This window comes from Dyella jiangningensis, assembly GCF_003264855.1.
In the GTDB taxonomy this organism is placed as follows: Bacteria; Pseudomonadota; Gammaproteobacteria; order Xanthomonadales; family Rhodanobacteraceae; genus Dyella; species Dyella jiangningensis_C.
In genome coordinates, this window is record NZ_NFZS01000005.1 from 79,878 (window position 1) to 93,828 (window position 13,951).

At 65.3% G+C, this 13,951-nt stretch carries 9 protein-coding genes and 1 pseudogene; 9 read left to right on the forward strand and 1 reads right to left on the reverse strand.

Going from position 1 to position 13,951, the window contains the following annotated elements:
• Positions 1-70 precede the first annotated feature (70 nt).
• The 4 genes from CA260_RS18365 to CA260_RS18380 all read left to right on the forward strand — a co-directional run bounded on the left by CA260_RS18365 (position 71) and on the right by CA260_RS18380 (position 6,869).
• Entirely contained in the window at positions 71-3,097 is a 3,027-nt protein-coding gene (locus tag CA260_RS18365; protein WP_238149830.1) for a TonB-dependent receptor, read from the forward strand.
• 287 nt (positions 3,098-3,384) lie between these two features.
• Entirely contained in the window at positions 3,385-4,050 is a 666-nt protein-coding gene (locus CA260_RS18370; RefSeq protein ID WP_111984525.1) for a response regulator, read from the forward strand.
• Positions 4,043-5,422 carry a sensor histidine kinase gene (locus CA260_RS18375; protein WP_111984526.1) on the forward strand — a complete coding sequence of 460 codons (1,380 nt, stop codon included), beginning with the start codon at positions 4,043-4,045 and terminating at the stop codon, positions 5,420-5,422. The genes CA260_RS18370 and CA260_RS18375 overlap by 8 nt, the downstream gene beginning before the upstream one ends.
• Before the next feature lie 79 nt (positions 5,423-5,501).
• Positions 5,502-6,869 (forward strand): glutamate--cysteine ligase, encoded by a 1,368-nt coding sequence (locus tag CA260_RS18380; RefSeq protein ID WP_111984527.1) that lies wholly within the window; start codon positions 5,502-5,504, stop codon positions 6,867-6,869.
• A gap of 90 nt (positions 6,870-6,959) precedes the next feature.
• On the opposite strand, the gene CA260_RS18385 is transcribed toward CA260_RS18380, so the two are convergent.
• On the reverse strand, positions 6,960-7,358 hold the full coding sequence (locus CA260_RS18385) for a hypothetical protein (protein WP_146745382.1): 399 nt from the start codon (positions 7,356-7,358) through the stop codon (positions 6,960-6,962).
• 210 nt (positions 7,359-7,568) lie between these two features.
• Between CA260_RS18385 and CA260_RS18390 the strand changes: the two genes are divergently transcribed.
• The 5 genes and pseudogenes from CA260_RS18390 to CA260_RS21530 form a co-directional block, all read left to right on the forward strand.
• A complete protein-coding gene (locus CA260_RS18390) occupies positions 7,569-8,684 on the forward strand; it encodes a sensor histidine kinase (protein WP_111984529.1) in 1,116 nt (371 codons plus the stop codon).
• Positions 8,681-9,469, forward strand: coding sequence for a LytR/AlgR family response regulator transcription factor (locus CA260_RS18395; RefSeq protein ID WP_111984530.1), 789 nt, complete (start codon positions 8,681-8,683; stop codon positions 9,467-9,469). The genes CA260_RS18390 and CA260_RS18395 overlap by 4 nt, the downstream gene beginning before the upstream one ends.
• A 578-nt stretch (positions 9,470-10,047) precedes the next feature.
• Entirely contained in the window at positions 10,048-11,118 is a 1,071-nt protein-coding gene (locus CA260_RS18400; RefSeq protein WP_111984531.1) for a glycosyltransferase family 9 protein, read from the forward strand.
• 96 nt (positions 11,119-11,214) lie between these two features.
• Positions 11,215-12,897, forward strand: a complete 1,683-nt coding sequence (locus tag CA260_RS18405) for an ArnT family glycosyltransferase (RefSeq protein WP_111984532.1) — start codon at positions 11,215-11,217, stop codon at positions 12,895-12,897.
• 209 nt (positions 12,898-13,106) lie between these two features.
• Positions 13,107-13,610 (forward strand): annotated as a pseudogene (locus tag CA260_RS21530) (ArnT family glycosyltransferase); the annotation flags it as partial.
• Between the last annotated feature and the right edge of the window lie 341 nt (positions 13,611-13,951).

Here is a 13,951-nt window from a genome sequence, read left to right on the forward strand (position 1 = left end):
CGGAACAGCCCGCATTGAGTCGTACCACTTAGGTCAAGGGGAGAGCATGTCCATCCAACGATTTGTACAAATGAACCGCGGAGCGACGCTGCGTCGCACGGCGCTTGCCGCGGCGGTCGCCGCGGGCGTCGCGCTGGCCAGCCCGGTCTTCGCACAGAGTTCAACGGGTTCGATCTTCGGCACCGCCCCGGTCGCGGCCGGCGAAACGGTGTTGATCCAGAGCGACAGCGGCGTCAGCCGCGAAGTCTCCATCGACGCGAACGGTCGCTACTCGGCCGCCAGCCTGCCGCTGGGCACCTACAAGGTGAGCCTCAAGAAGGACGGCAACGTCGTCGAGACCCGTTCCAACGTCACGCTCGTCGTCGGCGCGGGCACGCAGGTGTCGTTCGTCGCGGCGGCTTCGGACGATGCGAAGAGCCTTGGCGCGGTGACCGTGATGGCCAACGCGCTGCCGGCGATCGACGTCAGCCAGGTGGATTCGCGCACCGTGATCACCTCGGAACAGCTGGCCAAGCTGCCGCTGCAGCGCAGTGCCGAAGCCATCGCCACGCTGGCGCCCGGCGTCAACACGGGCAGTGGCTACTTCACCAGTTCCACCGGCCAGGTGCTCAACTCGTTCGGCGGCTCGTCGATTGCCGAGAACGCGTATTACATCAACGGCTTCAACACCAGCGATCCGCTGCACAACTTCGGCGGCCTCACCCTGCCCTACGGCGCGGTGGACCAGGAGCAGGTGCTCACCGGCGGTTATGGTGCGGCGTATGGCCGTTCCGACGGCGGTGTGATCAACCAGGTCGGCAAGCGCGGCACCAACGACTGGCACTTCGGCGGCCAGGTGCTCATGCAGCCGAGCTGGGCGCAGAGCAACCCGGACAACTATTACCTGACCAACGGGCAGCTGTATCGCTATCGCCAGGACAACAACAACCAGTCCACCTATACGTACGACGCCTACTTCGGCGGCCCGCTGATCAAGGACAAGCTGTACGTGTTCGGCGCCGTCGAAGGCTATCAGCAGCAGAACGGTGTCAACGTGGGCACGGTGGCGAACGGCACCGCCAAGACCTACTCGTACTCCGATCCGAAGTGGTACGCCAAGGTCGACTGGAACATTACCGACAACAACATCCTCGAGTTAACCGGCGCGTCGAACAAGACCGAGTACAACGGCAACACCTACGCGTACAACTACGGCACGGGCAACGGCAAGGGCAGCTGGGGCTCCTACCTCGGTCCGGACACCGAAACGAAGAACGGCGCCGACTTGTGGATCGCCAAGTACACCGGCTACATCACCGACAGCCTGACCGTCGATGCGCTGTACGGAAAGATGCATCAGATCAGCTACAGCAACGTCGGGGGCAGCGATGCATCACGCATCATCGATGCGCAGTACCAGAACCCGGCCTATAACGGCGGCGTACCCATCGTGGGGCCGCAGACGTCCGGCTCGGTCGCCAACCCTGACGCGCACGACCACACCACCAACTACCGTCTCGACATCAACTACAAGATTGGCAGCCACTCGATCACGGCCGGTATCGACAACCTCAACGTGTCGTCCTATGACATCGGCAATATCGAGCCGGGTCCGGGCTACTCGTGGGAGTACGGCCAAGGTGATCCGAATACGCCGATCAGCACGGCGGCCGGCGCCGGCGTGGGTGCTCCAGGCGGCGATGGTTACTACGTGGACAAGTACATCTACACCACGGGTGCCGCGGTGGTGCACGTGAAGCAGCGCGCGCAGTTCATCGAGGACCAGTGGCAGGTCAATGATCGCGTGCTGCTTTCGCTGGGACTGCGCAATGACCAGTTCACCAACTACAACCCCGACAGCGTGCCCTACATCCGGCTGAGCAAGCCCAACTGGGCGCCGCGCATTGGCGTCAGCTGGGACGTCTATGGTGACTCGTCGCTCAAGGTCTATGGCAATGCAGGCCGCTACTACCTCGATGAACCAACCAACGTGGCGATTCGCGCCGCAGCTGGCAGCACGTATACCCGCCAGTACTTCACCTATACCGGCATCGATCCGGCCACTGGCGCACCCACCGGACTGGCGCAAATTCCACAGGATATCTACCCCGGCGTGTCCGCTGATAAGGAATACGGCCAGCCGCCCGATCCAAAGACAGTCACAAGCAGCAACGTGAAAGCGGAATATCAGGACGAGTACATCGCTGGCGTGGACAAGGCGTTCGAAATGTTCGGCGAAAAATGGACGGCCGGCGCTAAGGCGACTTATCGAGTGCTGCGAAACGACCTCGATGACATCTGCGATTACCCCACATTCGGCGCGGTAGGTGTTTCGCAGGGCTTCGACGAGGCGGCGGCGGAGGGATCGGGCTGCTACGTCATGAACCCAGGGCGCACCGCTGACATCAACGTACCGCTGGCCACCGGTGGCTACGGCACCATGGTCGTGCCATGGTCCGCGCTTGGTATGCCATCACTCCTGCGCAAGTACGTCGCCCTCGATACCTACCTGGAGCATCCGTTCGACGGCAAGTGGTACGCCAAGATCATGTACACCTGGTCGCACAACTACGGCAACACGGAAGGCTCGGTGCGTTCGGACATCGGCCAGCAAGATGTGTCGCAGACCGAGGACTGGGACAACAAGGGCGTGATGACCTACGCCAACGGTGACCAGGCCAATGACCGTCGCCATCAGATCAAGGCATACGGCTACTACCAGGTCACGCCTGAGTGGCTTGTGGGCGCCAACGTGCAGATCCTGTCCGGCACGCCGATCGTGTGCCTGGGCTATTTCGGCCCGCAACAGGCTGACGACTATAACTACGGTGCGTCGTATCACTTCTGCGGCCCGAACGGAACGCCGGCGGCTCCGGGTTCCACCGGCCGCACGCCGTGGACGGAGCTGGTCAGCCTGAATGCCGAATACCGCCCGGATTGGGCGCAGCACAAGCTCGCGTTCTCGGTGCAGGTCTACAACCTGTTCGACCAGCAACGCGCGACCGAGCTATACGGCACGTCCGAGTCCGGGCCGGGCCAAGCGTCTACGCTGTACAAGGTGCCGCTGTTCTACACCACCCCGCGTTACGTGCAGTTCGGCGTCAGCTACGACTTCTGACGCCCGTCAGTCCCCGCAACAGGGAGCTGAAGGACCACTCCCTATCAACGCTTCCCCGGGCCACCCCGGGGAAGCCTTCAGGTGACCCCTTCCGGGAGTACGGTTCGACCACCCTCCCGTTATCGATCCAGCGATCAGCACCTCCCGGTACACCGGCGGCGAGGGATTCGCCGCCCCTTTTTTGGGCGTCAAGTGACGCTTTGGTAAGACGACGATGGCCGGGTTCAGTAAGGCGGTTGGAAGGGTCGCCTGCTAGCATGAGGGGTATTCATCCACTTGTGCGCCCTATGCGAATCCTGCTAGTCGAAGATGATTCCCTGGTTTCCGATGCCATTTCCCGTGGGCTGGTCGGCTCCGGCTACGTGGTCGACGCCGTGCCTGACGCCGAATCGGTGGCGACCCGATTGACCGATTCGCACTATGACCTGGCCATTGTCGACCTGGGTCTGCCCGGCGAAGACGGCCTGTCGCTGGTGCGCAAGCTGCGACGCGGCGGCAGTGCGCTGCCCCTGCTGATCGTCACCGCCCGCGACGGCCTGGACGACCGCATCAATGCCCTCGACCTGGGCGCCGACGACTACCTGGTGAAGCCGTTCGCGCTGCCCGAACTGGCGGCGCGCTGCCGCGCCCTGATCCGCCGCGCCACCGCGGCCGCCGCGAACGAGATCGTGATCGGTGGACTGCGCATCGACCTGGCCGGTCGCCGCGCGCTGAACGACAAGGGCGAGGTGCTGGAGCTCACCCGACGCGAGTGGTCGATCCTTGAATGCCTGGCGCACCACAGCGGTCGCGTGGTGAGCAAGGAGCGCCTCACCCAGGCCATTACCGGCTGGAGCGAGGACATCTCGGGCAACGCCATCGAGGTGCACGTGTCGCGCCTGCGCAGCAAGCTGGGCAGCTCGGCCACCGTGCGCGGCATCCGCGGGCTGGGCTATCGCCTCGAAGATGGCTGAGACCCGGCCCCCCGCCAGCGTCCACGGACGGTTGCTGAGCTACCTGCTGGTACCCCTGTTCCTGCTGCTCGTAGCGGGCGTGGCGGTCGACCACCATGTCATCGTCACGCCGATCCACAACGCCTTCGATCATTCGCTGTCGCGCTCGGCGCTGGCGATCATGGCGCGCATCCGCCCGGGCCAGGACGGCAGGCCCGAAGTAGCCCTGCCCCAGCACCCGCCACCGCCGTTGCGCGCGATGTCGGACGAGCACTTCTTCTATCGCGTCAGCCTGCCCGACGGCCGCACCATCGCCGGCACCCCAGACCTGCCGCTCGCGCCCGACAGCGGCGCGGAGGATGGCTTCAGCTACACCAACCTTACCTATCGCAACGACGCCTTCCGCCTCGCCAGCTACCGCACCAGCGAAACCGGCGAACCGCTGATCGTCACCGTGGCGGAAACACCGGCGCGGCGCGATCGTGCCGTGCATCGCCTGGACGTCGCCTTCCTCATCAACGATACGGTGCAGATGGTGCTGGTGTTGATCATCGCGCTGGTCGGCATCCGCATCGCGCTGCGGCCCTTGCAACGCCTCAGCCGGCAGCTGGCCCGTCGTCCGCGCCAGGCGCTGACCCACCTGCCGACGCAGGACGTGCCCAGCGAAGTGCTGCCGCTGGTGGAATCGCTCAACAACCTGCTGGGCCGCATCCGCGACTCGGTGCTCTCGCAGCAGCACTTCATGGCGAACGCGGCGCACCAGTTGCGCACGCCGCTGACCGGGCTCAAGGCGCAACTGGAGGTGCTCGCCCGCGAAACCGCCGGCGGCCCGCTGCAGGAACGCATCGCCCTGCTGCACGGCGGCGTGGACCGCCTGGCCCACACCGCGAACCAGTTGCTGACCCTGGCCCGCGCCGAACCTTCCGCGCACCGGTCCAGCCATTTCGCCTTGATCGAATTGCCCAAGCTGATCGGCGAAGTGATCGACAGTTCGCTCGATCGCGCCATCGCGCACGGCATCGACCTCGGCGCGGGCAGTCATCCGGCGCAGGTCAACGGCGTGTACTGGCTGCTGCACGAACTGCTGGGCAACCTGATGGACAACGCCATCCGCCATACGCCGGCGGGCGGGAACATCACCGTCCGCTGCGGCGTGGACCGGGGTCATCCCTTCCTTGAGGTCGACGACAGCGGCACCGGCATCGCGCCGGAAGAGCGCGCCAAGGTCCGCGAACGCTTCTACCGCGGCAGCGGCAACCAGACGGAGGGCTGCGGCCTGGGGCTGGCCATCGTCGACGAGGTCGCGAGGGTCCACAACGCCCGACTGAGCATCCTGGACGGCAGCACCGGCCGCGGCACCCGCATGCGCATCGACTTTCCCGCCGTCAGCTGAAACACACGTGCCACGGGTGGCACTTTGAATTTGGCCAGTCCACCCCCAAAGTGGGGGCAGCCTTTGACAGGAGTCCCCCGTGTCCATACCCAGTGCCGTCAAGAGCACGCCGATCGGCAGCCGCCAGCAGCTCACCGATTACCTTGCCGCCGGTGAGAAGCCCCGCGATGCCTGGCGCATCGGCACCGAGCACGAGAAGTTCGGTTTCCTCACCGATACCCTGCGCCCCCCCACCTTCGAAGGCGAGCGCGGCATCCGCGTGCTGCTGGAGCAGCTGGCAGCGCGCTACGGCTGGGACATCGCCCGCGAAGGCGACAGCCCGGTGGCGCTGTCGCGCGACAAGGCCTCGATCACGCTCGAGCCCGCCGGCCAGCTGGAACTGTCCGGTGCGCCGCTGGAGTCGATCCACCAGACCTGCTGCGAGGTCAACGCGCACCTGACCGAGGTGCGCTCGATCGCGGACGACCTGGGCATCGGTTTCCTGGGCATGGGCTTCCAGCCCAAGTGGCGCCGCGAGGAAATGCCGTGGATGCCCAAGGGCCGCTACAAAATCATGCGCGAGTACATGCCCAAGGTCGGCAACCTCGGCCTGGACATGATGACCCGCACCTGCACCGTGCAGGTGAACCTCGACTTCGACAGCGAAGCCGACATGGTGCGCAAGTTCCGCACCAGCCTGGCGCTGCAACCGATCGCCACGGCGCTTTTCGCCGATTCGCCGTTTACGGATGGCCGTCCAAACGGCTATCTCTCCTACCGTTCGCACGTGTGGGAAGACACTGATCCCGATCGCACCGGCATGCTCGATTTCGTCTTCGAGGACGGCTTCGGCTACGAGCGCTACGTCGACTACATGCTCGACGTGCCGATGTACTTCAGCTACCAGAACGGCACCTACGTCGATCTCTCGGGGCAGGACTTCAAGCGCTTCATGGCCGGCGAGTTGCCAGCACTGCCCGGCGTGCGCGCGACCATGAAGGACTGGGCCGACCACCTCACCACCGCCTTCCCGGAAGTGCGCCTCAAGCAATACCTGGAAATGCGCGGCGCCGACGGCGGTCCGTGGAACCGACTGTGCGCGCTGCCCGCCTTGTGGGTGGGCCTGCTGTATGACGATGACGCGCTGACGGCCGCCTGGGACCTGGTGAAGGACTTCTCGCATGGCGAACGCCAGGCGCTACGCGATGGCGTCCCGCGCCAGGCGCTGAAGCTGCCGTTCCGCAACCATACCGTGCGCGAACTGGCCCGTGAAACCTTGAAGATTGCCTCCCACGGCCTCAAGCGTCGCGCCAGGCTCAATCGCAGCGGCGCGGATGAAAGCATCTTCCTCGAACCGCTGATCGAGATCGTGGAAGCGAACCAGACACCCGCCGAGCGCAAGCTGGAACTGTTCCACGGCGCATGGAACGGCAACGTCGACCCGGTGTTCCGCGAGTTCGCCTACTGAGCGCACCCGCATGCATGACAGCCCCGCCCTCGAGCGGGGCTTTTTTTCGCCGCCATCCGCACGCGCCAACCACCGGCTCGCAACGGCGCTTCAATCGCCGGCGACCAGCAAGCCAGGACGAAACGACTTGCCGCCGCCATTGGTCAGGCGCAGACCGCTATGGCGACACACGTCCAGCATGGGATAGGTTTCCACGCGGCCATTGATGAACGTCACGCGCACGTCGCGCAGGCAGTCACCGGAGGGGACGCTCACCGTCGTCGAGCTCAATCCTCCCTGCAACGGTGAAGCGAACGAAGCCTCCACATAGGCACCGCTTCCGGCGGGCGCCATGGCGAAAGCCGTCACGCTGTCGAAGGTCGCATTGACGAGACGCAGGTGGTGCGCGGGTGTCCGCGCGTCACCGGCATCCGCGGGCGCGCCGGGCACAACGCATGATGCGGCAACCGCGATGATCGCGACACGAGGCAAGAGACGAAGGGCAGCCATGGCATTGCTCCGATGGTCGTTTCGATGCCGCCCTCTTCGAACGTAACGAAAGGCCGGCGGCGATATCGGAGCGCCGTTTCATGCCGCCGCGGAAGCGCGACGGGACGAATCGTCGTGGCGGCGTGATGAATCGTAGTGGCGCCGCCGTTTGCTTTTCTCCGTGCAGACCTGCGCCTAAGATGCGGACACGATCCGCCAGGATAGACAGCGATGAAGGTCCGCCTCGGCACCACGGACATCGGCCTTGCCCAGTACATCGGGTTGTGGACGACTGTCGCCGTGGTGTTCGGCGTGCAGGGGATGCTGCGCGACATCATGGCCGACCATCACGTGTGGCCGCTGTGGGACTACCTTCGCTGGGCCATGATCCAGTGGTACACCTGGGCCGCGCTGGCGCCATGGGTGTTCCGCCTCGCGGCGACCTACCCGATTCGCGCGCCGTTGCGGCTGCGCGGCCTGGGCAGGCAGTTGCCGCTGAGCCTTGGCGTGACGCTGCTCGGCATGGTGATCGGCGCGTTCGTGTCCACCGCTTTCGAGCCGAGCGACTTCTTCCAGCAGCTGTGGTTCTTCATCGGCCAGCATTTCGCCCTGGGCCTGCTCACCTACTGGATGCTGTTCGCGATCCAGCAGGCGATGGCGTTCCACGAGGAGAAATCCCGTCGAGAGGTCGAAGCCAACCGTCTTGCGGCGGAGCTGGCGCAGTCGCGCCTGCAGGCGCTGAAATCGCAGCTGCAGCCGCACTTCCTGTTCAACACGCTGCACGCCATTGCCACCCTGCTCGACGAGGACACGCTGTCGGCGGAAGACATGCTGCTGCGGCTGAGCGACCTGCTGCGCGCGTTCCTGGAAGACTATGACGGCCAGGAGATCAGCCTGCGCCGTGAACTGGTGCTGCTCGACCTCTATCTCGGCATCCAGCGCGTGCGCTTCAAGGATCGCCTGACCACGCAGATCTACGTCAGCCCCGATACGCTGCAAGGCGCGGTGCCCAGCCTGATCCTGCAACCGATCGTGGAGAACGCGATCCGCCACGGCATCGGCGAGCGTGTCGGCTCCGACTGCATCGAGATCGAAAGCCGGCGCGAAGGCGACAGCCTCTGCATCGACGTGCGCAATCGCAACAGCACTCTGGAGCCCGGTCCGGCATCGAGTTCGGGACACGGCATCGGTCTCTCCAATACGGTACTGCGCCTGCGCGAGCTTTATGGCGATGCGGCGCAGGTGCGCCTGGAAATGATCTGGCCGCAGGGCGTGGTGTGCCGGCTGCGCCTGCCGTTCCACGAGATCGAGGAACCCGATGAGGCGCCCGAGGTGGCGACCGCATGACCATCACCGCGCTGGTCGTCGATGACGAGCCGCTGGCACGGCGCGCGATCGTGCGGCAACTGGGCAACGACACGGACATCGAATTGCTGGGCGAATGCGGGGATGGCGCATCGGCCGTGCGGGCGATCCGCCAGCACTCGCCCGACCTGGTCTTTCTCGATGTGCAGATGCCGGCGCTCACCGGCGTCGATGTCGTGGCGGCGATCGGCGTGGAGCGCATGCCGGCCATCGTGTTCGTCACGGCGTACGAACAGTACGCGGTGAAGGCGTTCGAAGCGAACGCGGTGGACTACCTGGTGAAGCCGTTCAGCCGGGAGCGTTTCGCCGAAACCCTGTCGCGCGCGAAAAGCCGGCTGGCCGAGCGAGCGAACCGCAACGAGCCGTCCTCCGCCCGGATCATGCAGGCGCTGGAGGCGTTGCGGCAGCGCGACCGGTATGTCGAGCGCCTTGCCGTGCGCATCGGCGAGCACATCACCTTCGTCGGCGTCGACGACATCGTGTGGATCAAGGCCAGTGGCAACGTCGTGCTGCTGCACCTGGCCGATCGCGTACACGAGCTGCGCGAAACGATGTCGTCGCTGGCCACGCGGCTCGATCCACGGCGCTTCGCGCGTATCCATCGTTCGGCGATCATCAACATGCGCCGCGTCCAGGCGATCCATCCGTGGTTCAACGGACACCACGTCGTCACCATGGACACCGGGCAGAAGCTGCGCATGAGCCGCTACCAGCACGAGGCCTTCCTGCGGCTTGTCTCCGCACGCGAGGCGAAGCCTGACGCTTAGTGCGTTCCACCCAATATACGCGCCATTGCGGATAGCGACATCGCCCCTCGCGTTGCACATGCGCAGTACGGCCAGACCACGCAAACGGAAATCGTCCGGGACGCGTGTCAGCGCTCAGCCCTGTTCCTGGCGCATGCGATGCAAACCGCAAGTTCACGCGCCTCGCGGCCGTCGTTGCGAAGCATCCGCTGCCTCACTTCGTGGCAGGCAAACGCCGAAGCGCCACTTTGTGTAGCGGTGCACGCTCCCTATCTTTCGTCGCGGCGGAGCGACTTCATGCGCATCGCCGTTCGGATGTCCAAACCAATGCTTTCGCGAAGCTTAAATCGGACTGACTGCTGCTTGAATCGCATCGCTTGCAGCGAACACCGGCGGTGGAAAGCGATCATGCATAAGCTTGGTGAAAGTAAGCCCGCCGATACTTGTGGTGGCCATGGGACGGCTCGTGTCGAAGGCTTCGCAAGAAGCGCCGCGCTGGATGCGATGGTTTAACTCCATACCAACGTTTTCTTCCCTTCTGGTGTCGCGTGCAAAGATCCGGCGTTAATGCCAAGCAGGATTCCCTGCCGAAAAAAGGCGTGTATCGCGTCCTGATATGCCGGCCGAACCATCGGCTCGGCAACACGATCCTGCTGACCCCTTTGATCACGGAGCTGGAACGCCTGTACAAGGGCGCGGAGATCGATGTCCTGACGGAAGGACCGATCGCCGAAGAAGTGTTCAGCACCTTCTTCTGCGTCAAGAACGTCTATTGCCTGCCCAAGCGCGGCTTCAAGCACCCGATATCGTTCGCCGGCATGCTGCTGCGCATTCGCAAGACCGAGTACGACCTGATCGTCGATCCATGCCTCGGCTCGGGCTTCAGCCGCGTGCTGACCAAATTCCTGCGGGGACGCTACAAGCTCGGCTTCAGTGACGACGCGTTGCGTTCGGGCCTGACGCATCCGGTGCCGACGGCGGTGGCCCGCCAGCACATGGCGCAGCGTCCCATCAACCTGCTGCGCTGGGCACGCGAGCACTACGCGGCGGAGAGCGAGCCGGTGGCCGACTATCCCTCCCTGGATATCCGCCTGACCGAAGAGGAACGCGCCCATGGCCGCGCGGTGATCGAGCAACTGCTGCCGCCATCGCGCCAGGCTGCTTCCCAGCCGACCATCGGCGTCTTTGCGAACGCGACCGGCGCCAAGCGATACCCGGCGACGTGGTGGAATGAGTTCACTGCGGCGTTCGAATCGATGAGTCCGCAATCGCGCATCCTCGAACTCATTCCCATGCATGGGCATTCCATGCTCGGCGAAGCGTATCCGGGCTATTACTCGTCGGACATTCGGCGCATGGGCGCCGTGATGGCAGGCATGGACCTGATGATCACGGCGGACTGCGGCGTGATGCACTTGGCGGTGGCGTCCAAGGTGCCCACGGTCGGCATGTTCTGCGTCACCGATGCGTCGGTATACGCGCCGTACGGATCGGGAAGTTGCTCGCTGATCACACACGGCCTTTCCGCAAGGGAAGCGGCCGAGCAGGTGATCCGCAGCTTTCCTTCGCTGCTGGGACGCGCAGGCGCTGCCGCGAGCACTTCGGCCAGCACGAGCCCCGACCTGGACTGGAACGAAGCCGGCCTGGGCAGCCTGGGACTGTCGCACTGATGGCGCATATATCCCGTGGATGATCGCGTCGAATCGCATCAAGGCCCTGTCATAGCGGATGCCTTGCGACGGGAGCGTCGCGAACGATGGTGGCTGATGTTGCTGGCCTTGCTGTTGCTCGCGGCGGGCATCGGCATGCGCACGCCCACGCCATCGGACGAGCCACGCTTCGCGCTCGTGGCCCATCAGATGGTGGCCTCCGGCAACTGGCTGATACCTCATCGCGGCAGCGACTGGTATTCGGACAAGCCGCCGACCTTCATGGCGATGCAGGCGGCGTCGCATGCGCTCACTGGCGACTGGCGCGTCGCCTTCCTGCTTCCTTCGCTGCTCGCTTCACTGGGCACGCTGTGGCTGGTCTACGACCTGGGCCGGCGACTGTGGAACCATCGCGCCGGCATGTGGGCGGCGCTCGCCTTGTTGTGCACCGTGCAGTTCGTGTTCCAGGCCAAGCGAGGGCAGATCGATCCGACGGTCACGTTTTTCGTCACCGCCGCCAACGCAGGCCTGTTGAGGCACTTCCTGCTCGGGCCGGACCGACGCGCGCTATGGTTCGGCTGCTTCGCCGCAGGGCTGGGGGTCATCACCAAGGGCGTGGGCGTGCTCGCCTTCCTGATGCTGGTTCCATGGCTGCTGGCGCGACGGTATCGCTGGCAAGGCCTTTCCACGGCGCCGGAGCGCATCGCAACCTGGCTGGTGGCTGCGCTGGCTTTCCTGGCAGCCATCGCGTGCTGGCTGCTGCCGCTGGCCTTCTATCTGCACGCGCACGACAGCATTGCGGCACGCGATTACGTCAGCGACATCTTCGTCAACCAGACGCTGCATCGCTACGTGCATCCATGGAACAGCTTCCAGCCACCATGGTTCTACCTGGAGGTGATCTTCACCTCGTGGTTGCCGCTCAGCCTCGCCTTACCCGGGCTGTTGCCCGCGTGGCGGCAACGGCTGCGTGAACACGATGCCCGTTTCCTGCTGCCGTTGGCCTGGTCGGTGCTGGTGATCGTGTTCTTCAGCCTCACGCGCGCCAAGCGCGATGTCTACATCATGCCGGCGCTGCCGCTGCTGGCGCTGTGTGCAGGCCCGTTCCTGCGCGACATCCTCCAGCGACGCTGGGCGCAATGGCTGGCGCTGGCGTTCGTGTTGGCGCTGGCGGTTCCCGCGCTGGCATTGGGCCTGCTCGGCATGCTGCATCCCACGGCGTGGACGCGTCATTTCGTCGAAGCCCGGCAGCTTGGGGACCACGCGTCGTCGTTGTGGATCGCGTGCATCGTCATCGGCATCTGGATGGGTCTTTGCATCGCGGCCTGTCGCCTGCGCCGCGCCGGCATGGCGCTGCTCGCGGGGCTCGCCGGCCTCTGGCTGGCGTGGGGCCTGTGGGTGGCGCCGCTGTTGGCCCGCGCAAGCTCACAGGCGCCGCTGGTGCAACGTGTCGAGCAGACCATCGGACCCGATGCTGAACTGGCCCTCGTCGCCTGGAAGGAAGAACTTCCGCTCGCCTTCCAGCGCAAGGTGACCGACTTCGGTTTCGTGACGCCGTGGCATGAGCAACTGGCCGCCGCGATCCGCTGGCAGCAACAGTCGCCCGCGCATCGCTGGGTGCTGGTGCTTTCCGACGTCATGGCGCCGTGCATCGACAAGGCGGCGACGCTGGACATGGGAATCACCAGCGGACGCGACTGGCGACTTTACCGGCTCGATGCCGTGGCCCCCTCCTGTCGCGGCGGCGTCGTGCCCGTCGGTGACGTCGAGGATTGGGGCGGCATCGACAAGCGCCGCTGAGCCCACCGATGACGATGCATCAAGAGCGCGGCACACCGGCCCGATATTCCGGCGACACCAGCCCCATCGCCGGCCACCAACGCTCGCTGCGGAGCCTGGTCGCGGAGATGCCGTGGCTCTGGTGCTGGCTGCTGGCTGCCCTGGTCGCCATCTTCCAGCATGGGCCGATGCCGATGTATTCCACGCGCACGCTGTCGGTGGCGTGGGAGATGTGGACGCATCACAGCTTCGTGGTGCCCTATCTCAACGGTCTGCCCTACAGCGAAAAGCCGCCGTTGCTGCTGTGGCTGATCCATCTGGGCTGGCTCGTGGGCGGCGTGGGCGATGTGTGGCCACGCCTGCTGGAAGTGCTGCTGGGCGCGCTGCAGCTCGTCCTCGTCGCGATGCTCGCGCGGCGCCTGTTTCCACGGCACGCAGCGGTGGCTCGCACGGCGCCATGGATCGCCGGCGCCCTCACGTTCGGATTCCTGTTCGGCCTGCAGGTCATGTACGAAGTGCTGCTCGCCGACTGCGTGCTGGCAGCCCTGTTGTGCCTGACGCCCGGGCGCGGGCAGGACGCGCCGCGCTTTGCCTGGTTCGCGCTTGCGGTGGGCCTGGGCCTGCTCAGCAAGGGACCGGTGATGCTGCTGCATGTGGCCTTTCCGTGGCTGCTGGGACCTCTCTGGAACCGCTGGGCGCAACACCATCGTGGCCGCTGGTATGCGACCGGGGCTGCGGCTATCCTCGCCGGTGGCGCGTTGCTGCTGGCGTGGGCGTTGGCGGCCACCGATGCCGGCGGCGAGGCCTATCGGCAGCGACTGCTGATCCACCAGACCGCCGGACGCGTCGTCGACGCATTCGCGCACGCCGAACCGTTCTGGTGGTATCTGCCGCTGCTTCCGGTACTGGTGCTGCCCTTTGCGCTTTGGCCACGTTGCTGGGTGGCCCTGCTGTCCCTGCGACGACCGTTCGAGGACGGGCTGCGTTTCCTGTTCGCATGGCTCGGCCCCGTGCTGCTCGGTTTCTCCGTCGTGAGCGGCAAGCAACCCTATTACGTGCTGCCGGAATTCGGCGG